Consider the following 22126-nt stretch of genomic DNA (forward strand, 5'->3'; position numbering starts at 1 on the left):
CGGGCCGCCGGCGGCCCCCCGCCGTCGTGGGCCCGCCGCCCGCCGGGTAGGCTGGGCGACCGACCCGGCCCGTCTCCCCCGTCCCCGAGGAGTTCCACCCGTGACCGAGCCCCAGCGCGCGCCCCGGCGCCTCCTGCGCACCCGCGCCCTCCGTGCCGCCGCCGTGCCGGCCGCGGCCCTGCTGGCCCTCACCGGCTGCGGGTCCGACTACCCGCTGGGCGAGGAGCAGCGCCGGGCGGCCGAGCAGGGCGGCTCCGACCTCTCCGGGATCCTCACGGGCGTGGGCTCCTCCGCGCAGAACGCGGCCATGCTCACCTGGCGCAGCGGCTTCGAGTCCGAGCACCCGGACGCGCGCGTGCAGTACCTCTCCGCCGGCTCCGGCGCGGGCCGCAGCGCGCTCGTGGGCGGAGGCACCGACTTCGCCGGCTCGGACGCCTACCTGGACGCCGAGGAGCAGGAGGAGGTGCGGCAGTTCTGCGGCCCGGAGGGGGCGCTCAACATCCCCGTCTACATCTCCCCGATCAGCGTCGCCTTCAACCTGCCCGGGATCCAGGAGCTGAACCTCGACGCGACGACGATCGCGCAGATCTTCCGCGGCGGGATCGACCGGTGGGACGACCCGGCGATCGCCCGGCAGAACCCGGAGGCCGACCTGCCGGACCTGCGCATCACCCCGATCGCCCGCGCGGACGACTCCGGGACCACCGAGAACTTCACGGACTACCTCCACGCCGTCGCACCGGAGGCCTGGCCGGACGAGGAGGACGGCAGCTGGCCCGCGGAGCTGCCCACGGAGCGCGCGCAGGGCAACGCGGGCGTGGTCAGCCTCACCGGGGAGACCCGGGGCGCGGTCACCTACGCCGACGACTCCCTCGTCGACGAGTCCCTGGGCAAGGCCCGGGTGAAGGTCGGCGACGAGTACGTGGCCGTCTCGGGCGAGGCCGCCGGAAGGGCCGTGGGCGCGGCCACCCGCGTGGAGGGCACCGCCGAGCACGACATCGCCCTGGACATCGACCGGGAGCCGGACGTCCCGGGCGCCTACCCCGTGGTCCTGGCGTCGTACCACATCTACTGCACCAGCTACGAGGACCCCGCCCTCGTGGAGCTCGCCCAGGCCTTCGGCCACTACGTGGTGAGCGAGGAGGGCCAGCGGGCCTCCTCCGAGGCCGTCAAGAGCGCGCCGCTGCCGGAGAACCTCACGGCCGAGGCGCACGCGGCGATCGACTCGATCCGGGTGCGCTGAGCCCCGGGGCCGCCCGGGAGCGGGCACGGCGACGGCCGCGGACCTCGCCGGTCCGCGGCCGTCGCCGCACGCGGTGGGCCCCGTGGGGCTCGAACCCACGACCCATGGATTAAAAGTCCACTGCTCTACCAGCTGAGCTAGAGGCCCGCGCCCCGGGACGGGCGGACCGCCGCGGAGCGGGCACCACTGTACCGCACGGCCCCGGGCGCCCAGCAGGTCCCGGCGCCCGCCCCGGGAGGGCGCGCGGCCGGCTGGCCTAGAGTGGGACCGGCGTCGTCCGCCCCGCCCCTCGACGGCGGGCCGCCGTCCCGCCGGAGCCCCGGCGGGACCGACCGGAAGCCCCTTCGGAGGAACCACCGTGCCGGACCGCCGCACCGAGGACAGCACCCGCCCCCGCGACGGCGGGGCCCCCGCCGAGGACCGCTCCGGCGAGGAGCAGCGCCTGTTCGGCCCCTCCGCGATCACCGAGTACCTCGAGCAGGTCGTGGCGCAGCTGCGCGACGCGCGCGGCGGCGAGCCCAGCACCTCGATCCCCGCGCTCGCCCAGGCGGACCCGGAGCGCTTCGGCGTGGTCATCGCCACCGCGGACGGCCACGTCTACGAGGCCGGCTGCACCGGCGACGAGTTCAGCATCCAGTCGATCTCCAAGGCGTTCACCTACGCGCTGGCCCTCGAGGACCTCGGCGCCGAGGCCGTGCACGACCGGATCGACGTCGAGCCCAGCGGCGACGCCTACAACGAGATCTCCCTGCAGCCGGGCACGGGCCGGCCCGCGAACCCCATGATCAACGCGGGGGCGATCGCCTCGACCTGGCTCGTGCCCGACAGCGAGCGGGAGCTGCGCCGGGACCGGATCCGCGCGGCCTACTCCCGGTGCGCGGGCCGGGACCTCTCGATCAGCCCCGAGGTCCTCGAGCAGGAGTCCGCCGCCGGGAACCGCAACCGGGCCCTGGGCTACCTGCTGGCCGCGGCGGGGATCATCGAGGGCGATCCGATGCAGGCCCTGGAGGACTACTTCGCCCAGTGCTCGATCCTCGTCACGTGCCGGGACCTGGCCCTCATGGGGGCGACCCTCGCCAACGCCGGCACGAACCCGCTGACGGGCGAGGAGGTCTTCGACCCGCGCACGGTCTCGCGGGTGCTGTCCGTGATGAGCTCGTGCGGGATGTACGACGACGCCGGGGAGTGGATGGTCCGGGTCGGGCTGCCCGCCAAGTCCGGGGTCGGCGGCGGCATCGTGGCGGTGCTGCCGGGCGAGCTCGCGGTGGCCACATTCTCCCCGCCCCTGGACCGGCACGGCAACAGCGTGCGCGGCGTGCTGGCCTGCGAGCGCCTGTCCCAGGACCTCGACCTGCACTTCACCCACACCGCCCGGGTCTCCCGCTCGACCGTGCGCGCCGACTACCCGATCGACCAGTCCCCCTCGCTGGTGCGCCGCAACGCCGAGGCGGAGGCGGTGCTGGAGGCCCACGGCAAGGACGCGGTCGTGGTCGAGCTGCAGGGCGACCTGCTGTTCGCGGGCACGGAGGCGGCCGTGCGGCGGGTGCGGGAGGTCGCGGTGGAGGCCTCCTACGTGGTGGTCGACCTGCGCCGGGTCGACGTGATCGCCGACTACGCCCTGCCGCTGCTCGCCCGCACCCGCGCCGAGCTGCACGAGGCGGGGCGGACCGTGGTGGTCGTGGCCACCGACGAGGACCTCGTGGGCACCTTCGGGGGCCGGCCCCCGCTCGAGGTCTTCCCGAGCCGGGCCGCGGCGATCAAGTGGGTCGAGGACCGGCTGCTCGAGGAGCACGGCGGCCCGGAGTGCACGCCCGCCCGGGTGAAGCCGGCGGAGTCCGAGCTGCTCTCCCGGCTCTCCCCCGAGGACGCCGCCGCCGTGCGCGCGCGCACCGCCGAGCGCACGTGGTCGGCCGGGGAGAACATCCTGCGGGCGGGCCAGCGGTTCGCGGGCATCCACCTCGTGGTCAGCGGGGACGTGTCGATGTCCCTGCGCACCCCCGCCGGCGAGCGGGTGGAGCTGCAGATCCTCGGTCCCGGCACGAGCTTCGGGGAGCTCGCCCTGGGCTCCGGCGACCGGCAGCGGGTGACGCTGAGCGCGATCACCGACGTCACCGCCCGCGTGCTGGACCCGGACGCGCTCGCCGCCCTGGAGCAGGAGGACCCGCCGCTGGCCCTGCGGCTGTGGCAGGCCCTGGCCCGGGACGGCTACGAGCGCGCCGACCAGCAGTGGCGGGACGCCGCCGTGCACGCCTCCGCCACCGACTGGTGAGCCGGGGCGGCCGTGGCCGCCCCGGGGCCCCGGCCGTACCCTGGTGGACATGAGCGACGTGCCCCGCCACCACAAGCCGGTGAAGTTCTCCCCGGAGAAGTTCGACGCCTACGAGGGCGGCCCGGACCCGGCGCGCGTCTCCGAGGCCGCCCACCTCGCGGCCCACGCCCTGGTCTCCCGGGGCAGGGCCAGCGACGACCCGGAGATCTCCCGCCGGCTGATCGAGCTCACCGACGAGCAGGGCCTCGAGGGCATCGCCGAGATGTGGGCCGAGGCCCCCGCGGTCTCCCTGCCCGGTGCGCTGTGGCGGCTCTACGCCCTGCGCGCGTCCGTGCGCAAGGACCCCGTGCGGATGGGCCGGTACTTCGCGGCCGGGCGCGGCACGGCGCAGGTCTCCCACGTGGTGGCCGGGGTGGCCGAGCCGCCCGGGGCGGAGGAGGTCACGGAGATGGCCGACACGATCCTCTCGGGGGCCTTCAACGGCGAGTTCGACGTCGCCCTCGAGCGCTTCGCCGCCTTCTGCCGGGTGACGGCCCTGGGGCGGATCCGCCTCGCCGACACCGGGCAGCTGCCCGTCGTCGTCCCCGGGCGCCCGGGCGCCGCGCGGGCCGCGGGCCCGGGCACCGTGGCCCTCACCCAGCGCCTGGAGCGCACGGCCGAGGAGCTCGAGGCGGCCGCGCGGGCCTGGCGCCACGGCCACCTCGACTGAGCGGCCCGGGACCGGGCGCCCCGCGGGCGTGGGCGGGGCCACGCCCTGCCGGCTTGGCCCTCCGGAGCCGTCGACTACCATGGACGCAGGTGCCGGGCCGCGGTAACCCCGGGCTCCAACACTGAGCCGCTGCGAGCGGCCTTCCGCCGAGAGGCGTTCCCGGTCCGGCACCGCCCCTCCCCTCCCGGCCGGTCGCCCCTGCGCGCCCCGGCACGACGCCCAGGACGGTACCCGATGGCCCTTCGCATCTTCCCGGAGGACGAGCAGGTCCTGGACCTGCTGGCCGAGATGTCCGGGCAGGTGACGGAGGCGGTGCGGCTGCTCTCGGAGCTGCTGGGCAGCCCCGAGCACGCGGTGGGGGTGCTCGACGGCATCCGCGCGTGCGAGACCCGCTCGACCGACCTGTTCTTCTCGGTGATGACCACCGTGCGCTCGACCTTCGCGATCCCCCTCCCCCGCCAGGACGTCTACATCCTGGGCGAGTGGCTCAACCGGGCCGCCGAGGAGCTGCTGGCCGTGGCCGAGGCGCACGTGGCCTACGGGCTCACCCGCCCGCCCTCCTACGCCACCGACCAGCTCGGGGTGATCGTGCGGATGTCCGAGCTGACCACCCGCGCCATGCGCGACCTCGGCAGCTTCGAGGGCCTCGACGACTACTGGTACGAGATGCTGCGGCTCGGCAAGCAGGCCGAGCGCATCCACCACCTGCACCTGGCGCACCTGCTGGAGCACCACAACGCCCACCAGGCGCTGCGCCGGGAGCGCGCCGTGGAGCGGTTCGTGGGCGCCGCCAGGGCCCTGGGGCAGGTCGCCACCGAGGTGGGCCGCATCGTCGTGGCGGAGTCCTGACCCGCCGTGCTGATCCTCCTCACCGTCCTGGGCCTCGTCCTGGCCCTGGCCTACACGGTGGTCAACGGCTTCCACGACGCCCCGAACGCGGTGGCCCTGCCCGTGCGCGCCCGCGCCCTGACCCCGAAGGTCGGGGTCGTGCTCAGCGCCCTGGTCAACGTGGCCGGCGTGGGCGCGGCCGCCTACCTGCTCTCGGACTGGGCGATCGTGGGCGCACCGGTGCCCCAGGACGTGGTCGGCTCCGCGGCCGTGGTGTGCGCGCTGGCCACCACGGTGGCCTGGAACCTGCTCACGTGGTGGTGGGGCCTGCCCTCCTCCTCGACCACGGCCCTGTTCGGCGGCCTGATCGGCGCGCTGCTGGGCGGGCACGCCGTGGGCCTGGTCGCCACGAGCCCCCTGACCCCGACCGCCCTCGTCCAGGTCCTCGTCCCGCTGGTCGTGGCCCCCGCGCTGGCCTGCGGACTGGCGTGGCTGCTCGCCGTGCCGCTGCTGCGGATGCACCGCCACGCGGACGTCAACACGACCGCGTTCCGCTCCCGCCTCGTGCTCGCCACCGGCGCGGCCGCCGTCTCCTTCGGCCACGGCATCATGCACGGCCGCCGCGCCGAGTGGGTCTTCGCCACGCTGCTCGTGTGCGCCGGGCTGCCCTCCCCGATCGAGGGCGGGACCGCGCCGTGGCTGGTGCTGCTCGTCGCGGCGGGGCTGGCCACGGGCACCCTCTTCGGCGGCTGGCGGATCGCCTACACCCTCTCGTCGCGGATGATCACCATCGACCCGTTCCGCGGGGCCGTGGCCCAGGGCGTGGCCGGTTCCCTGCTGTTCCTGGGCGGCACCGTGGTCCCGGTGTCCCTGTCGACCTCCCAGACCACGGCGGCCGCGGTCCTGGGCGCCGGGATGCAGCAGCGCTTCCGCACCGTCAACGCCCGCGTGCTCACCCGGGTCCTGGTCGTGTGGGCGCTGACGGTCCCCGTGTGCGGGCTCGTCGGCGCGGTCCTCCTGCTCGCCCTCTCCCCCCTCCTCTGACCCGACCCCTCCGCGGCCGCGCCCCGCGCGCGGGCCGCCTGCGGGGCCGCGCCCCGCAGGACGACGACGGCGCCCGCCGCTCCCCCGAGGGGTGCGGCGGGCGCCGTCGTCGTGCGGGCGGGCCGGGCTCAGCCGAAGCGGCCGGAGACGTAGTCCTCGGTCTGCTTCTCCTGCGGGTTGGAGAAGATCTCCGAGGTGGGCCCGTACTCGATGAGCTTGCCGGGCTTGCCGGTGCCGGCGATGTTGAAGAAGGCCGTGCGGTCGGACACGCGGGAGGCCTGCTGCATGTTGTGGGTGACGATCACGACCGTGTAGTCCTGCTTGAGCTCGCTGATCAGGTCCTCGATCGCCAGCGTGGAGATCGGGTCCAGGGCCGAGCACGGCTCGTCCATGAGGATCACGTCGGGCTTGACCGCGATCGCCCGGGCGATGCACAGGCGCTGCTGCTGGCCGCCGGAGAGGCCGGAGCCGGGACGGTCGAGGCGGTCCTTGACCTCGTTCCACAGGTTGGCCCCGCGCAGGGAGCTCTCGACCAGGTCGTCGGCCTCCCCGCGGGAGATCCGCTTGCTGTTGAGCTTGACCCCGGCCAGCACGTTGTCCCGGATGGACATCGTGGGGAACGGGTTGGGCCGCTGGAAGACCATGCCGACCATGGAGCGCACGACCACGGGGTCCACGCCCGGGCCGTAGAGGTCCTCGCCGTCGAGCAGGACCTTGCCCTCGGCGCGGGCGCCGGGGATGACCTCGTGCATGCGGTTGAGCGTGCGCAGGAAGGTGGACTTGCCGCAGCCGGAGGGACCGATGAACGCGGTCACCGACCGGGCGTCGATCCCCATGCTGACGTCCTCGACCGCCAGGAAGGTGCCGTAGTGGACGTTGAGGTGCTCGACGTCGATTCGCTTGGACATGTGGGTTCCTTGCTTCTTTCTCGCGACGGTGCGTACGGGGGCCGGCCGGGTCAGCGCCCGGCGGTCCTGGGCGCGAAGGCCCGGGCGACCAGCCGTGCGACCAGGTTCAGCAGCATGACGATCAGGATCAGGATCAGTGCCGCGGCCCACGCCCGCTGGGCGGAGGGATCGGGGTTGGTCGGGGAGGTCGGGGTCATGATCTGGTAGTAGATGAACGTCGGCAGCGTGGTCATCCAGCCGGAGAACGAGTTCCAGTTGATGGCCGTGGCGAAGCCGGCGGTCACGAGCAGCGGGGCGGTCTCGCCGATCACGCGGGCGATCGCCAGGGTCACGCCCGAGGCGATGCCGGAGATCGCCGTGGGGATGACGACCTTGGTGATGGTCCGCCACTTGCGCACCCCGAGGGCGTAGGAGGCCTCGCGCAGCTCGTTGGGGACGATCTTGAGCATCTCCTCGGTGTTCTTCACGACCGTGGGGATCATGAGCACGGTCAGCGCCACGGCGGCCACGAACCCGAAGCGGGTCGAGGGGCCGAGGATCAGGCCGAACAGGGCGGCCGCGAACAGGCCCGCCACGATCGAGGGGATGCCGGTCATCACGTCCACGAAGAACGTGATCGCCCGCCCCAGCCAGCCGCCCTGGGAGTACTCCACGAGGTAGATCGCGGTGAGCAGCCCGATGGGCACCGACATCAGCGTGGCCCAGAAGGTGATCGAGACGGTGCCCACGATCGCGTGGTACGCCCCGCCGAGCACCGGGGTCCCCCCCGCCGCCGCGGCGTTGTCGGTCGCGCCCGTGACCCCGTTCATGGAGGTCAGCAGCAGGTTGGAGGTCAGGCCCGGGACGCCGTTGGCCAGCACGGTCCAGATCACGGAGACCAGCGGGATGACGGCCAGCACGAACGCGGTGTGGACCAGGTACGTGGTCAGGGAGTCGGCGCCCTTGCGCCGGCCCTCCACGGCCGTGACGGCCAGGGGCGCGGCGACGAGGAAGAGCACGGCGGCGAAGACCGCCCACAGGGCCGTGGAGAAGCCCACGAGCGCGGCCAGGGCCGCGCCCACGACGACGGCGGCGACGGCGATGGCGGGCACGAGCCAGGCCGGCCGCTGGTTCCGCGTGAGCTTCGCGCGGCGGCCGGCGGCGCCCGGCGACGAGGTCTGCTGGTGCAGGGGTGCGGTCGACATCAGTTGGCTCCCGAGAATTCCTTGTAGCGGGCGATGATGGCGCGGGCCGCCATGTTCACGACCAGGGTGATCAGGAACAGGACGAGGCCGGCGGCGATGAGCTCCGAGAGGCGCAGGCCGTAGGCCTCGGGGAAGTTCAGGGCGATCTCCGCGGCGATGGTCTGGTTGCCCGACTGGATCAGCGAGGCGGTCAGCGGCCCGCCCGAGAGGACGAGGGCCACGGCCATGGTCTCGCCGAGGGCGCGGCCCAGTGCCAGCATGACCGAGGAGATGATGCCGGGCCGGGCGAAGGGCAGCACGGTCATCCGGATCATCTCCCACCGGGTGGCGCCCAGGGCCAGGGCGGCCTCCTCGTGGAGCTTCGGGGTCTGGACGAAGATCTCGCGGGTCATCGCGGTGATGATCGGCAGGATCATGATGGCCAGCACGACGCCCACCGTCAGCATCGTCTTGCCGGTCTGGGAGGCCGGGCCCGCGAAGAGGGGGATGAACCCCAGGTTCTCGGCCAGCCAGTCGTAGAACGGCACGAGCGCGCCCGCGAGCACCGTGGTGCCCCACGCGCCGTAGATCACCGAGGGGATCGCGGCGAGCAGGTCGATGACGTAGCCGACCGGCTTCGCGATCCGGGCGGGCGCGTAGTGGGAGATGTACAGCGCCACGAGCACCCCGATCGGGGTGGCGATCACGAGGGCGATGACGGCGGCGATGACCGTGCCGATGACCATCGGCCAGATGTAGGACCAGAAGCCGGCCCCGCCCGAGATCTCCTCGGCGGGGGCCTGGAACGTGGGCAGGGCCTCCAGGAAGAGGAACAGCGCGACGGCTGCCAGGGAGGCGAGGATCAGGATGCCGGCGCCGAGGCTGAGCCCGGCGAAGACCGAGTCGCCGGCGCGGCCCCCGCCGGGGCTCTCCTGGGCGAGCGCGCTGGGCTGCTCGGTGGTGACGGTGGTGGACATGTCGTGCGCCCCTTCGTGGCCTGGAACGTGCTGCACCGGGCGGGATCGCTCCCGGCGCCTGGTCCGGTGACGTGCCTCACGCCGGAGGCTCCTCACACAGAAATGTCCCGTCCGGCGCGGGATCGGGCCCAGGGGCCCGGTCCCGCGCCGGACGGGATCGTCGGAACGGCGTCAGCCGGCCGCGGTGATGCTCTCGAGGGCCTCCTGCGCCTGGGTGCGGAGGTTCTCGGACATCGGCGCGGAGCCGGCCGCGTCGGCGGCCGTCTGCTGGCCGTCCTCGCTGATCACGTACTCGCCGAAGGCCTTGGCCAGGTCGGCGGTCTCCTGGGAATCGTACTGCGAGCAGTACAGGTGGTAGGACACCAGCACGATCGGGTAGGCCCCGGACTCGGTGGTGTCGCGCTCGAGGTCCATCGCCATGTCGTGCTCGGCGCGTCCCTCGACCGGGGTGGAGGACTCCACGGCCTTCGCGGCTGCCTCGGCGGAGTACTCGACGTACTCCTCGCCCACGCCCACGGCCACGGTGCCGAGCTCGCCCACGGCGGAGGCGTCGGCGTAGGTGATCGCGCCCTCGGTGGCGCTGGTCGACTGCACGACGCCTGCGGTGCCCTTGTTGTTCTCGGCGGCCCACTGCGAGGGCCAGTTGCCGGAGACCTCCTCGGTCCACACCTCGGGGGCGGCCGCGGCCAGGTACTCCTGGAAGTTCTCGGTGGTGCCGGACTCGTCGTTGCGGTGGACCACGGTGATCGGCGTGTCGGGCAGCTCGGTCCCCGGGTTCTGCTCGGCGATCGCCGGGTCGTTCCAGGTCGTGATCTCGCCGGTGAAGACCTTCGCGATCGTCGGCCCGTCCATGTTCACGGTGTCCACGCCGGGGAGGTTGAAGGCGACCGCGATCGGGGAGATGTAGGCCGGGACGTGGAAGCCGCCGTCGGGCCCGCAGACCTCCTTGGACGCCTCGTACTCCTCCTCGTCGAGGTAGGCGTCCGTGCCGGCGAAGTCGGCGCCGCCGGCGGTGAAGGCCTCGCGGCCGGCGCCGGAGCCGTCCGGGGAGTACTGGACGTGGGCCTCGGGGTTGGCCTCCTGGAAGCCGTTCTGCCAGGCGGTCATGGCCGCCTGCTGGGAGGAGGCGCCGATGCCGGTCAGGGTGCCGGAGACGCCGGCGCCGGCGGCCGAGGTCTCGGCGCCCGAGCCCCCGCCCGTGGCGTTGTCGGACCCGCACGCGGTCAGGGCGAGGGTGCCGATGGCGAGGACGGCGGCGGAACGGCCGAGGTGGGAAACCTTCACTGGTGCTAGCCCCTTCAGATCACAGTGGTGCCCCGCGCCGCGGGGCAGTTGTCCGGCACGGTCCGGGAGAGAGCCGGTCCGTGGTGCGAGGTCCGCTGCGGCTTCCCGGCGGACCCCTCGGGGACAGACGCTAGGGAGCGCAGGTGGCCAGAGTGGCCCGGGAAGGTGAACGCCGGGTGAACTCCGGCGTGTCCTGCGCTGTGGTGCTCCTCCCGTGGTCCTCCCGCACCTCCGGGCCCGGGCGCGTCGCGGCCGGCGGGGCGGCCCCGGGGCGCGTCGCTAGGATGGCCGCATGCAGCCGAGCCGGCCCGTGCGGGCGATCTCCCGCGCCGTGCGCACCCGCACCCGGGTGGGCCTGGCCCGGGTGCGCTCCGGGCTGCTGCAGACCTTCCAGATGACGGTCGCGAGCGTGGGCGCCTACGTGATCGCCGAGCACCTGCTGGGCCACTCGGGGCCGATCTTCGCGGCCACGGCCGCGCTGGTCGCCCTGGGCTTCGCCAAGGGCGGGCTGCGCTACCGCCGGGTGCTGGAGGTCTCGATCGGCTGCACCCTCGGCATCGCCGTGGGCGACGCCCTGATCCACGTGCTGGGCACCGGCGTGTGGCAGGCCGCCGTGGTGCTCACGACCTCGATCCTGCTCGCCCGCTTCCTGGACAACGGCACGCTGTTCACCACCCAGATGGGCCTGCAGTCGGTGCTCGTGGTGCTCCTGCCGCCGTCCGCCGACGGGGTCTTCGCCCGCTCGACCGATGCGGTCGTCGGGGGGCTGTGCGCGCTCGCGATGGCCTACTTCGTGCCCGCCGACCCGCGGCGGCAGCCCCGGGAGGACCTGCGCCGCCTCGTCGAGGAGTTCGCGGGGGTGCTGCGCGAGACCGCCCGGGCCGTCTCCGACTACGACGCGCGGGCCGCGTGGCACGCCCTCGTGCGCGCCCGCCAGACCCAGCCGCTGATCGACTCCGTGACCACCGGGCTCCAGGCGTCCCTGGAGATCGTGCGCGCCTCGCCGCTGTACCGGGGCCGGCGCACCGAGGTGGAGCACCTCGAGCACTCCATCCACTACCTGGACCTGGCCGTGCGCAACGCCCGCGTGCTCGCCCGCCGCACCGCGTCCGTGCTCAACCACGTGACCCTCTCCGACGAGGCCGTCGCGTCCCTGACCGGGGCCCTCGAGGACCTCGGCGACGCCGTGACGACGCTGGGCCACGCGCTCACCTCGGCCTCCCCCGGCTCGCGGGAGAGCTACCTGCGCCGGGCGCGCACGGAGCTCGCGGACGTGGCCGGGCGGCTGCACCCGGGCCGGATGGGCGTGCGCACCATGGAGGGCGAGACCCTGGTCCTGGACACGCGCCCCATGGTCGTGGACCTGCTCGAGGCCGCGGGCATGACCCACGACGAGGCCCGCGCCCAGCTGGTCCGCCTCGAGGGCTGGGACCGGGGCTGAGGCGGCGGCGCCTGCCCGCCCAGCGTGTCCGCCCGGATCGGTAGCCTGGCGCCATGAGCACACGGACCCGACGCAACACCCCGTCCTACCGCTGCACCGAGTGCGGCTGGGCCACGGCCAAGTGGGTGGGCCGCTGCGGGGAGTGCCAGGCCTGGGGCACCGTCGAGGAGGTCGGCGAGCACCGGGCGCGCACCACGGCGGCCCGCTCCATCGCCGAGCCGGCCCGCCCGATCGCGCAGGTCGACGCGACCGTGGCCACCTCGATGCCCACCGGCGTGCCGGAGCTGGACCGCGTCCTGGGCGGCGGGCTCGTCCCCGGCGCGGTGGTGCTGATGGCCGGGGAGCCGGGGGTCGGGAAGTCCACGCTGCTGCTCGACGTCGCCGCCCGCTTCGCCGAAGGGCCGGGGGACGCCCCCCGCGACGTCCTCTACGTCACCGGCGAGGAGTCCGCCGCCCAGGTGAAGCTGCGGGCGGACCGGATCGGGGCCGTGGCCCCCACGCTGTACCTGACGGCCGAGACGGACCTCGCGACCGCCCTGGGCCAGATCGAGCGCATCGCCCCGCGCCTGCTCGTGGTGGACTCGGTGCAGACCCTGGCCAGTGCGGAGGTCGAGGGCTCCGCGGGCGGGGTCACCCAGGTCCGGGAGGTCACCGCCTCCCTCATCGCCGCCGCCAAGCAGCGGAACATGACGACCCTGCTCGTGGGCCACGTGACCAAGGACGGCTCGATCGCCGGGCCGCGGCTGCTCGAGCACCTCGTGGACGTGGTCTGCCAGTTCGAGGGCGAGAAGCACTCGCGGATCCGGCTGCTGCGCGCGGTGAAGAACCGCTACGGCCCCACGGACGAGGTCGGCTGCTTCGACCTCACGGAGACGGGGATCGCGAGCGTCGAGGACCCCTCCGGGCTGTTCGTCTCCCGCACGGCCCTGCCGGTCTCGGGCACGTGCCTGACCGTGACCCTCGAGGGCCGCCGCCCGCTGCTGGCGGAGGTGCAGGCTCTGCTGGACCGCTCCTCGACCGCCCAGCCGCGCCGGGCCACCGCGGGCCTGGAGTCCTCCCGGGTCGCCATGCTGCTGGCCGTGCTGCAGCGGCGGGCGGGGGTGGGGCTCGCGAACCTCGACTGCTACGTCTCCACCGTGGGCGGGGTGCGCCTGACCGAGCCCTCCACCGACCTGGCCGTGGCCATGGCCCTGGCCTCCGCCGCGCAGGACCGGCCCCTCCCCCAGCGGCTCGTGTGCTTCGGGGAGGTGGGCCTGGCCGGGGAGGTGCGCCCCGTGCCGGGGATCGGCCGGCGCATCCAGGAGGTCGCCCGCCTGGGCTTCACCCACGCGGTCGTGCCCGCGAGCCCGACCGGTCCCGGCCCCGTCCCGGAGGGGTTCTCGGTGCGGGAGGTCACCACGATCTCCGACGCCATGGAGCTGCTCTTCCCCGGTGCCGGGGCGGGCCCGCGGCAGAGGCGGGAGACCGCCGCGGCCGTATGATGAGGACCGTGGCGAAGACCCCTGAGGACGCACTGCGCAGAACCCTGGCACGGCTGGCCCCGGGCACGGAGCTGCGCGCGGGCCTCGAGCGGATCCTGCGCGGGCGCACCGGCGGGCTGGTCGTCCTGGGCTTCGACCGCTCCGTGGAGGCGATCTGCTCCGGCGGCTTCGACATCGACACCGACTTCTCCGCGCCGAAGCTGCGCGAGCTCGCCAAGATGGACGGCGCCATCGTCTGCGACAAGGACGCCACCCGCATCCTCAAGGCCGGCGTCCAGCTCGTCCCCGACGCCTCGATCGGCACGACCGAGTCGGGCACCCGCCACCGCTCCGCCGAGCGCACCGCGAAGGAGACGGGCCTGCCGGTGATCTCGGTGAGCCAGTCGATGAGCGTCATCACCATCTACGTGGGCGAGACCCGCTACGCCGTCGAGGGCTCCCAGTCGATCATGGCCCGCGCCAACCAGGCCCTGCAGACCCTGGAGCACTACAGCAACCGCATGGAGCAGGTCCTCGGCAACCTCTCGTCCCTGGAGATCGAGGCCTCCGTCACGGTGCGGGACGTGGCCCTGACGCTGCAGCGCATGGAGATGGTCCGGCGGATCTCCGCCGAGATCGGCTGGTACGTGCTCGAGCTCGGCGTGGACGGGCGGCTGATCGCCCTGCAGCTCGAGGAGCTCACCGCCGGCACCGGACCGGGGCCCGACGTCGTGCTGCGCGACTACCTCCCGGAGGACGTCCCGGCGGGCCACGTCGAGGAGGCCCTCGGGCGCCTCGCGCAGCTGACGCCCACCGAGCTGATCGACCTGCAGCGCATCGCCGGGTGCGTGGGGCTCGTGGAGACCCCGGGCAGCCTCGAGACCGAGCTGCACCCGCACGGCTACCGCCTGCTGGAGGGCATCAAGTCCATGCCGCGGGCCGTGGCCAACCGGCTCGTGCGCCAGTTCGACGGCCTGCAGTCGCTGATGGCCGCGAACCTCGAGGACCTCAAGGCCGTGGAGGGCATCGGCGAGCAGCGGGCCCGCACGGTGCGCGAGTCGCTGTCCCGGATGGCCGAGACGAGCCTGCTCGAGCGCTTCATGTGAGCCCCGCGGCTCACTCCTCGAGCACGAACGCCGCGGGCTCGCCCGTGCGCTCCCCCAGGGAGACCTCCAGGCGGTAGTGGCCCGGCAGCGCCGGCTCCCCGCCCGCCGCGCAGCCCTCGAGGGTGCGCACCCGGTCCCAGGTCAGGCGGGCCACCTGCTCCCGGCCCGGCTCGAGGGTGACCCGCTGCTCCTCGCCGCCGACCTGGCAGTGCCGGCTGTCGAAGACCGTGTCCTCCCCCGAGCGGACCACGAACGCCATCCGGGCCGTGCCCGCGTCGACGTGGCAGGGGTCCTCCCCCGTGTTCTCCAGGGTCAGCTCGAGCTGCGGCTCGAGGTCCTGCGGGTAGCTCTCGCGGTCGGTGGAGGCCCGCACCGCGAGCTCGGCCCCGCACTCCTCGGCCGGGGCCGCGGAGGGGCTCTCCGAAGCCCCCGGGGAGGCGGAGGAGGACTTCTCCGGCCGCGGGGTGAAGTCGGCGAACGGCTCGGTCGACGTCGGTCCGGCCGACGCGACCGCCTCCGGGGCGGCCTGCTCCGCCGGCTCCTCGGGGCCCACGAGGGCGGCCACGGCCGAGACGACGCCGACGGCCACGAGGACCACGAGCAGGACCGCGGCGGCCGCGGCCACGATCCGGCGGCGGCGGTAGACCTCCGCGGACACCCGCGGGGCGCCGCCGTCCGGGCCGCGCCCGCTGCCTCCCCCGGACCTGCTGCCGGAACCCTTCTGCGCCATGCCCCCAAGGCTACAGTGGGGAGGATGAGCTCCGTTGCCCCGACGCCCTCCCCCGCCCCGGCGCACCCCGACCTGCCGGGCCTGCACGAGGCCGTGGTCCGGTGGTACGCCGGCGCCGCCCGCGACCTGCCCTGGCGCGACCCCCGCTGCGGGCCGTGGGGCGTGCTGGTGAGCGAGTTCATGCTCCAGCAGACCCCGGTGGCGCGGGTGCTGCCGGTGTGGCGGTCGTGGCTGCAGCGCTGGCCCCGGCCCGAGGACCTGGCGGCCGAGCCCGCCGGGGAGGCCGTGCGGGCGTGGGGCCGGCTCGGCTACCCGCGCCGGGCGCTGCGGCTGCACGCCGCCGCCACGGAGATCGTCGCCCGCCACGGCGGGCAGGTGCCCGCCGACCACGCGGCGCTGCTCGCGCTGCCCGGGGTCGGGACCTACACGGCCGCCGCCGTGGCCGTCTTCGCCTTCGGCGACCGCCGCACGGTCGTGGACACCAACATCCGCCGCGTCCACGCCCGGGCGGTCTCCGGGCGGGGCCTGCCCTCCCGCTCCCTGACGGCCGCGGAGGCGCGCCTGGCCGACGAGCTCATGCCCGCCGACGACGACCTCGCGGTGGCCTGGAACCAGGCCGTCATGGAGCTCGGGGCGCTGGTGTGCACGGCCCGCGCCCCGCGGTGCGCCGCCTGCCCGCTGCTCGGGGCCTGCGCGTGGGTCGCGGCGGGGCGCCCGGCCCCGGAGGAGACCCCGCGGGGACAGGCCTGGCACGGCACGGACCGCCAGGTGCGCGGGGCGCTGCTGGCGGTGCTGCGGGCGGGCACCGAGCCGGTCCCGGCCCGGCACCTGCTGGACCCGGCGGACCCGGCGGACCTCGTCCACCTCCCGGCGGAGGGGCTGCGGGCCCTCGAGCGCCTGCACGGTCTGGACGCCCCGCCGGAGCAGCGCCGCCGCGCCCTCGAGGGGCTGCTGGCGGACGGGCTCGCGGCCGAGGACGCGCGCGGGGTCAGCCTTCCGGGCTGAGCTGGAGCAGCATCCGGGTGTTGCCCAGGGTGTTGGGCTTCACCCGGGCGAGGTCGAGGTACTCCGCCACGCCCTCGTCGTGGGAGCGCAGCAGCTCGGCGAAGACGTCGGGGTCGATCTGCTCCTGGTTGGCCATCACCTCGAAGCCGTGCCGGCCGAAGAACTCGACCTCGAAGGTCAGGCAGAACACGCGGGAGACCCCCAGCGCGCGGGCCCGCTCGACCAGCCCCGCCAGGACGGTGGCCCCCACCCCCCGGCCGCGCCACGCCTCGGAGGTCGCGAGGGTGCGGACCTCGGCCAGGTCCTGCCACATCACGTGCAGCGCCCCGCAGCCGACGAGGTGGACCCGGCCGTCGTCGTCGAGGGCCTCGACGACGAGGAACTCCTGGATGCCCTCGTAGTAGGCGACCGTGTCCTTGTTGATCAGCACCCCGGCGAGGGCCAGCGGCGCCACCAGCTCCTTGATCCCGGGGACGTCGGAGGTGCGGGCGGGGCGCAGGCGGAGGTCGGTCACGTCCCGAGTGTACGCTCGTGAACCCGCAGGTCCGGACGCGATGACGACCTGCGACGGCCCCCACTTCGGGGGACGCCGGAGGGGCCCGGACGCGCTCCCCGGGCACGGCCGAGGGCCCGTGCGCACGGTGCGCACGGGCCCTCGGCTGCTCCTCCCGGGGCCGGGTCAGGCCGGGGACTGACCGTCCCCGCGGCCCAGCTCCGCCTGCTCGAAACCGGTCATGGTCTCGTCCAGGCCGTCGTCGGTGAGGTCGGCCATCGGGGTCGAGGTGAAGACGAAGGAGCGCTGCTCGCCCTCGCCCTCGACGTCCACGCTGATCTTCTCCCCGGAGCTGATCTGCCCGAAGAGGATCTTCTCCGACAGCGGGTCCTCGATCTCGCGCTGCATGGTGCGGCGCAGCGGGCGGGCGCCCATCGAGGGGTCGTAGCCCTTCTGCGCGAGCAGCACCTTCGCGGCGTCCGAGACGGAGATCGACATGCCCTGGTCGCGCAGCCGCTCCTGGAGGCGGCCGACGAACATGTCGACGATCTGGACGATCTGCTCCTGGGTCAGCTGCGGGAAGACGATGATCTCGTCCACGCGGTTGAGGAACTCGGGGCGGAAGTGCTCCTTGAGCTCCTCCTGCACCTTCGCCTGCATCCGCTCGTAGTTCGAGACGTCGTCGATCCCGGTCTGGAAGCCCACGGGCACCGCCCGGGAGATGTCCTTCGTGCCGAGGTTCGTGGTCATGATGATCACGGTGTTCTTGAAGTCCACCACGCGGCCCTGGGAGTCCGTGAGGCGGCCGTCCTCGAGGATCTGCAGCAGTGAGTTGAACAGGTCCTGGTGGGCCTTCTCGACCTCGTCGAAGAGCACCACGGAGAACGGCTTGCGGCGCACCTTCTCGGTGAGCTGGCCTCCCTCCTCGTAGCCGACGTAGCCGGGAGGGGCCCCGAAGAGGCGGGAGACGGTGTGCTTCTCCTGGTACTCGGACATGTCGAGCGTGATCAGCGCGTCCTCGTCCCCGAACAGGAACTCGGCGAGCGCCTTGGCCAGCTCGGTCTTGCCCACGCCGGTGGGGCCGGCGAAGATGAACGACCCGCCGGGGCGGCGGGGGTCCTTCAGGCCCGCACGGGTGCGCCGGATCGAGCGGGACAGCGCCTTGATGGCGTCGTCCTGGCCGATGATCCGCTTGTGCAGCTCGTCCTCCATGTGCAGCAGGCGGCCGGACTCCTCCTCCGTGAGCTTGTAGACCGGCACGCCGGTGGAGGCGGAGAGGACGTCGGAGATGACCTCGGGGGTGACCTCGGCCAGCTCGTCGCCGCCCTCGCGCCACGCACGGTCCTTGTCCTCGCGCTCGGTGATCAGCTTCTGCTCGGTGTCGCGCAGGGACGCCGCGAGCTCGTAGTCCTGCCCGTCGATCGCGGCCTCCTTCTGCCGCTTGACCTCGGTGATCCGGTCGTCGAGCTCCTTGATCTCCGGCGGGGCGGTCATCCGCTTGATGCGCAGGCGGGCGCCGGCCTCGTCGATGAGGTCGATGGCCTTGTCCGGGAGGAACCGGTCGGAGACGTAGCGGGCCGCGAGGTGCACCGCGGACTCGAGGGCCTCGTCGGAGATCGAGACCCGGTGGTGGGCCTCGTACTTGTCGCGCAGACCCTTGAGGATCTCCACGGCGTGGGCCTCGGAGGGCTCGTCGACCTGGATCGGCTGGAAGCGGCGCTCGAGCGCGGCGTCCTTCTCGATGTGCTTGCGGTACTCGTCGAGGGTCGTCGCGCCGATCGTCTGCAGCTCGCCGCGGGCGAGCATGGGCTTGAGGATCGAGGCGGCGTCGATCGCGCCCTCGGCGGCACCGGCCCCGACGAGGGTGTGGATCTCGTCGATGAACAGGATGATGTCGCCGCGGGTGCGGATCTCCTTGAGCACCTTCTTCAGGCGCTCCTCGAAGTCGCCGCGGTAGCGGGAGCCCGCCACCAGGGAGCCGAGGTCGAGGGTGTAGAGGTGCTTGTCCTTGAGCGTCTCCGGCACGTCGCCGCGCACGATCGCCTGGGCCAGGCCCTCGACGACCGCGGTCTTGCCGACGCCGGGCTCGCCGATGAGCACGGGGTTGTTCTTGGTGCGCCGGGACAGGACCTGCATCACGCGCTCCATCTCGCGGAAGCGCCCGATGACCGGGTCCAGCTTGCCCTCGCGGGCCGCGGCGGTGAGGTTGCGGCCGAACTGGTCGAGCACGGCCGAGCCGGCGGGCACGCCCTCGGACTGCCCGGCCGAGCGCACGCCGGCGCCCTCCTTCTCGGGGGTCCCGCCGCCCTGGTAGCCGGAGATCAGCTCCAGCACGGTGGAGCGCACCTTCTGCGGCTCGGCGCCCAGCTTGGTGAGCACCTGGGCGGCGACGCCCTCGCCGGCGCGGATGATGCCGAGCAGGATGTGCTCGGTGCCGATGTAGTTGTGGCCCAGCTGCAGCGCCTCGCGCAGGGACAGCTCGAGGACCTTCTTGGCCCGCGGGGTGAACGGGATGTGCCCGGACGGGGCCTGCTGGCCCGGCCCGATGATGTCCTGGACCTGCTCGCGGGCGCCGGTGAGGGTGATCCCCATGGAGTCCAGCGCCTTCGCGGCGACGCCTTCGCCCTCGTGGATCAGCCCCAGCAGCAGATGCTCGGTGCCGATGTAGTTGTGGTTGAGCATCCTGGCCTCTTCCTGGGCCAGCACCACGACCCGGCGGGCGCGGTCGGTGAAACGCTCGAACATGTGGATACTCCTCCGTCGATGATCTGCACCCGATGCTACGCACCGGGGCGGGCCCGCGGGGGGCTGTTCGCCACCGGCGAGACGTCCCGACGGGCCCGGTGCGCGGGCGCCCCGTGCCGGGGCCGTCCTCGCGTCCCGGCGCCGACCGCCGCGACCGGCCGACCGTGTTTCCCGCCCGGCACCGGAAAGGAATTGTCCCGCCGCCCGGGAAATGCCCCGGGCCTCGTCCCCGGAAAGGCCCACGGGGAACGCCGCGGGATATCCGGGAAATGCGCCGGGGCGGGACCGGAGGACCGGTCCCGCCCCGGGGCGGCATTTCAGCGGGCGGCTGCCCGGAATTGTTCGGCGCTCAGGAGTTCTCCTCGTAGTACGCCTTCTGGATGTCCTGGTGGATCCGGCCGCGGTCGGAGACCTCGTAGCCCTTGTCGCGGGCCCACTGGCGGATGGCGGCGGTGTCCGGGTTGCCGCGCCCGGCCGGGCGGGCGGTGCCGGTGCGTGCCTGCTTGCCCCCCTGCTTGGCCTGCGCGCGGCGGGCCTTGGCGATGAACGGGCGCATGGCCTCGCGCAGCCGGGCCGCGTTCTCCTCGGAGAGGTCGATCTCGTACTGGCCGCCGTCGAGGCCGAAGCGGACGGTCTCCTCGGCCGGGCCCCCGTCGAGGTCGTCCTCGAGGATGATCTTCACGGTCTGTGCCATCGGTGCGTCTTCCCTTCAGCCTTTCGGCGCTTCGTCGTCCCGGCGTTTCCTCACGGCCGCCGGGAATGGTGCGGAAATCCCCCGTCGCCGTTCCGGCACGGACCGGGAAGGCTCCCCGGGCATTTCCGACGCGGCGCCGCGAACACCGTTGCCGGTGTCGCCGGTTTCATCCTACATATTCGACGGGAAATCGTCACCGAGACGCGGGACGGTCATTTCCGGGCGGAAATGCCGACCGTGAAAAAGAATGGGAATGACGGAAAGGCGCTCAGCCGCGGGGACGGCGCCGCGGCCGGTCGGGCCGGCCGAAGGGCAGGTCCTCGCCGTCGCGGGCCTTGAGCTGCTCGTACCACTGCGCGGCGTCCTCCTGCGAACGGGCCTGCACGGCGCGCTCGGTGCGGTCCCCGCGCATGATCCAGCGCAGGACGAACCAGAAGATGATGCCGAGACAGATCGACGGCAGCAGGACGGCGACGTATTCCATGGACGTGATTCTCCCTCGCGGTGCTGGGGGGCGGCTGGACGGGCGGGCGCTCAGTCCTGCTCGGGCTTCATGAGGGGGAAGAGGATGGTCTCGCGGATCCCGAGGTCGGTGAAGAGCATGATGAGCCGGTCCAGGCCCAGCCCGAGCCCGCCCATGGGCGGGGCGCCGTGCTCGAGGGCCCGCAGGAAGTCCTCGTCGAGCTGCATCGCCTCGGCGTCGCCGGCCGCGGCGAGCCGGGACTGCTCCGTGAGCCGCTCGCGCTGGACCACGGGGTCGATCAGCTCGGAGAAGGCCGTGCCGCGCTCCATGCCGCCGATGATGAGGTCCCAGGCCTCGATCAGCCCGTGCTCGGAGCGGTGCTGGCGCGCCAGCGGCTGCGCCGAGGGCGGGTAGTCGCACACGAAGGTCGGCTGGATCAGGGTGGGCTCCACGATCTCGCCGAAGAGCTCGAGCACGAGCTTCTCGGCGTCCCACAGCGGGCTCACGGCGACCCCGTGCTCCTCGGCGATCCGCCGCAGCACGTCCTCGGGGGTCGCCGGGGTGATCTCCTGTCCCACGGCCTCCGACAGCGCCGGGTACACGGACAGCCACCGCCACTCCCCGCGCAGGTCGATGGTCCCGCGCTCGGTCTCGATCGTGTCCACGCCCAGGGCGTCGGCGCACGCGAGGATGATCTGCCTGATCCGCTCGGCCATCGTGAACTGGTCGGCGTAGGCCTCGTAGGCCTCCAGGGTCGTGAACTCGGGGCTGTGCGAGGAGTCGACGCCCTCGTTGCGGAAGACCCGCCCGATCTCGAAGACCCGCTCGATCCCGCCGACCACGGCCCGCTTGAGGTAGAGCTCGGTCGCGATGCGCAGGGTCATGTCCTGGTCGAACGCGTTGAGGTGGGTCTCGAAGGGACGCGCGGTGGCCCCGCCGTGGACCAGCTGGAGCATGGGCGTCTCGATCTCCACGTAGCCCTGCTCCACGAGGGTGGAGCGCACCGTCTGGATGATCCGCGCGCGCTTGACCACCACGTCGCGCGCCTCCGGGCGGACGATGAGGTCGAGGTAGCGCTGCCGGACGCGGGTCTCCTCGCTGAGCCCGTGGTGGAGGGTCGGCAGCGGGCGCAGCGCCTTGGCGGCCATGGTCCAGGAGTCCGCCATCACGGACAGCTCCCCGCGCCGGGAGCAGACGACCTCGCCGTGCACGGCCACGAAGTCGCCGAGGTCCACGAGGGCCTTCCAGTCGGCCAGGGCCTCCTCCCCCACCTCGGCCCGGGAGAGCATGACCTGCAGGCGGGTGCCGTCGCCCTCCTGGAGGGTCGCGAAGCACAGCTTGCCGGTGTTGCGCACGAACACCACGCGCCCGGCGACGGCCGTGAACTGCCCGGTCTCCTCGCCGGCCTCCAGGTCCCCCCAGGTCTCGCGGACCTGGGCGAGGGTGTGGGTGCGGGGGACGCCCACCGGGTAGGCCTCCCGCCCCTCCTCGAGCAGGCGGGCGCGCTTGGCGAGGCGGAACTGCATCTGCTCGCTCAGCTCCGCCTGCTCGGCCGCCTCCCGGG

The 22126-nt window shown here is 73.7% G+C and carries 19 protein-coding genes and 1 tRNA gene; 9 read left to right on the plus strand and 11 right to left on the minus strand.

Features of this window, described 5'->3' with window-relative positions; all coding sequences use genetic code 11:
- Positions 1-100: 100 nt before the first annotated feature.
- Positions 101-1243, plus strand: coding sequence for a phosphate ABC transporter substrate-binding protein PstS (gene pstS / locus LQU92_RS11780; RefSeq protein WP_230780921.1), 1143 nt, complete (start codon positions 101-103; stop codon positions 1241-1243).
- A 74-nt stretch (positions 1244-1317) separates the two neighbouring features.
- Here pstS (LQU92_RS11780) and LQU92_RS11785 read toward each other — a convergent pair.
- A tRNA-Lys gene (locus LQU92_RS11785) sits at positions 1318-1390 on the minus strand.
- Between the two features lie 211 nt (positions 1391-1601).
- Between LQU92_RS11785 and glsA the strand changes: the two genes are divergently transcribed.
- The 4 genes from glsA to LQU92_RS11805 all read left to right on the plus strand — a co-directional run bounded on the left by glsA (position 1602) and on the right by LQU92_RS11805 (position 6093).
- Entirely contained in the window at positions 1602-3512 is a 1911-nt protein-coding gene (gene glsA, locus LQU92_RS11790; RefSeq protein WP_230780925.1) for a glutaminase A, read from the plus strand.
- 49 nt (positions 3513-3561) lie between these two features.
- Entirely contained in the window at positions 3562-4221 is a 660-nt protein-coding gene (locus LQU92_RS11795) for a hypothetical protein (protein ID WP_230780927.1), read from the plus strand.
- A 234-nt stretch (positions 4222-4455) separates the two neighbouring features.
- The gene (locus tag LQU92_RS11800; RefSeq protein WP_230780929.1) at positions 4456-5070 is read left to right on the plus strand and encodes a DUF47 domain-containing protein; all 615 of its coding nucleotides are present in this window, start codon (positions 4456-4458) and stop codon (positions 5068-5070) included.
- Between the two features lie 6 nt (positions 5071-5076).
- Entirely contained in the window at positions 5077-6093 is a 1017-nt protein-coding gene (locus LQU92_RS11805) for an inorganic phosphate transporter (RefSeq protein ID WP_101850745.1), read from the plus strand.
- 128 nt (positions 6094-6221) lie between these two features.
- Here LQU92_RS11805 and pstB read toward each other — a convergent pair whose 3' ends face one another.
- The 4 genes from pstB to pstS (LQU92_RS11825) form a co-directional block, all read right to left on the minus strand.
- On the minus strand, positions 6222-7001 hold the full coding sequence (gene pstB, locus LQU92_RS11810) for a phosphate ABC transporter ATP-binding protein PstB (protein WP_101850746.1): 780 nt from the start codon (positions 6999-7001) through the stop codon (positions 6222-6224).
- A gap of 50 nt (positions 7002-7051) precedes the next feature.
- A complete protein-coding gene (gene pstA / locus LQU92_RS11815) occupies positions 7052-8185 on the minus strand; it encodes a phosphate ABC transporter permease PstA (RefSeq protein WP_101850747.1) in 1134 nt (377 codons plus the stop codon).
- Complete coding sequence (gene pstC, locus LQU92_RS11820) at positions 8185-9141, minus strand: phosphate ABC transporter permease subunit PstC (protein ID WP_101850748.1); 957 nt, start codon at positions 9139-9141, stop codon at positions 8185-8187. Before pstC ends, pstA begins: the two co-directional genes overlap by 1 nt.
- 171 nt (positions 9142-9312) lie before the next feature.
- Positions 9313-10425, minus strand: a complete 1113-nt coding sequence (pstS, locus tag LQU92_RS11825) for a phosphate ABC transporter substrate-binding protein PstS (protein ID WP_230780931.1) — start codon at positions 10423-10425, stop codon at positions 9313-9315.
- A 292-nt stretch (positions 10426-10717) separates the two neighbouring features.
- Here pstS (LQU92_RS11825) and LQU92_RS11830 point away from each other — a divergent pair, with 292 nt between their 5' ends.
- Genes LQU92_RS11830 through disA form a run of 3 tightly spaced genes read left to right on the plus strand, consistent with a single transcriptional unit; the run spans position 10718 to position 14432 of the window.
- Entirely contained in the window at positions 10718-11866 is a 1149-nt protein-coding gene (locus tag LQU92_RS11830; RefSeq protein WP_101850750.1) for an aromatic acid exporter family protein, read from the plus strand.
- Positions 11867-11919: 53 nt separating this feature from the next.
- A complete protein-coding gene (gene radA, locus LQU92_RS11835) occupies positions 11920-13347 on the plus strand; it encodes a DNA repair protein RadA (RefSeq protein WP_230780933.1) in 1428 nt (475 codons plus the stop codon).
- Between the two features lie 8 nt (positions 13348-13355).
- Positions 13356-14432 (plus strand): DNA integrity scanning diadenylate cyclase DisA, encoded by a 1077-nt coding sequence (gene disA / locus LQU92_RS11840; RefSeq protein WP_058858106.1) that lies wholly within the window; start codon positions 13356-13358, stop codon positions 14430-14432.
- Positions 14433-14442: 10 nt separating this feature from the next.
- Here the strand turns inward: disA and LQU92_RS11845 are convergent, their stop codons facing one another.
- The gene (locus LQU92_RS11845; protein WP_230780935.1) at positions 14443-15162 is read right to left on the minus strand and encodes a hypothetical protein; all 720 of its coding nucleotides are present in this window, start codon (positions 15160-15162) and stop codon (positions 14443-14445) included.
- A 24-nt stretch (positions 15163-15186) separates the two neighbouring features.
- On the opposite strand from LQU92_RS11845, the gene LQU92_RS11850 reads away from it, so the two are divergent.
- Positions 15187-16167, plus strand: coding sequence for an A/G-specific adenine glycosylase (locus LQU92_RS11850; protein ID WP_230780937.1), 981 nt, complete (start codon positions 15187-15189; stop codon positions 16165-16167).
- On the opposite strand, the gene LQU92_RS11855 is transcribed toward LQU92_RS11850, so the two are convergent.
- From LQU92_RS11855 to lysS, 5 genes are all read right to left on the minus strand, one after another.
- A complete protein-coding gene (locus LQU92_RS11855; RefSeq protein WP_101850754.1) occupies positions 16151-16681 on the minus strand; it encodes an amino-acid N-acetyltransferase in 531 nt (176 codons plus the stop codon). The genes LQU92_RS11850 and LQU92_RS11855 overlap by 17 nt on opposite strands.
- Before the next feature lie 165 nt (positions 16682-16846).
- Complete coding sequence (locus tag LQU92_RS11860; protein WP_230780939.1) at positions 16847-19405, minus strand: ATP-dependent Clp protease ATP-binding subunit; 2559 nt, start codon at positions 19403-19405, stop codon at positions 16847-16849.
- Positions 19406-19754: 349 nt separating this feature from the next.
- Entirely contained in the window at positions 19755-20099 is a 345-nt protein-coding gene (locus LQU92_RS11865; RefSeq protein ID WP_230780941.1) for an Lsr2 family protein, read from the minus strand.
- A gap of 268 nt (positions 20100-20367) precedes the next feature.
- The gene (locus LQU92_RS11870) at positions 20368-20583 is read right to left on the minus strand and encodes a hypothetical protein (RefSeq protein ID WP_101850756.1); all 216 of its coding nucleotides are present in this window, start codon (positions 20581-20583) and stop codon (positions 20368-20370) included.
- A 50-nt stretch (positions 20584-20633) separates the two neighbouring features.
- A complete protein-coding gene (lysS, locus tag LQU92_RS11875; protein ID WP_230781131.1) occupies positions 20634-22100 on the minus strand; it encodes a lysine--tRNA ligase in 1467 nt (488 codons plus the stop codon).
- Positions 22101-22126 lie beyond the last annotated feature (26 nt).

The sequence above is a fragment of the Kocuria sp. LUK genome (genome assembly GCF_021012935.1).
GTDB classification, from domain to species: Bacteria; Actinomycetota; Actinomycetes; order Actinomycetales; family Micrococcaceae; genus Kocuria; species Kocuria flava.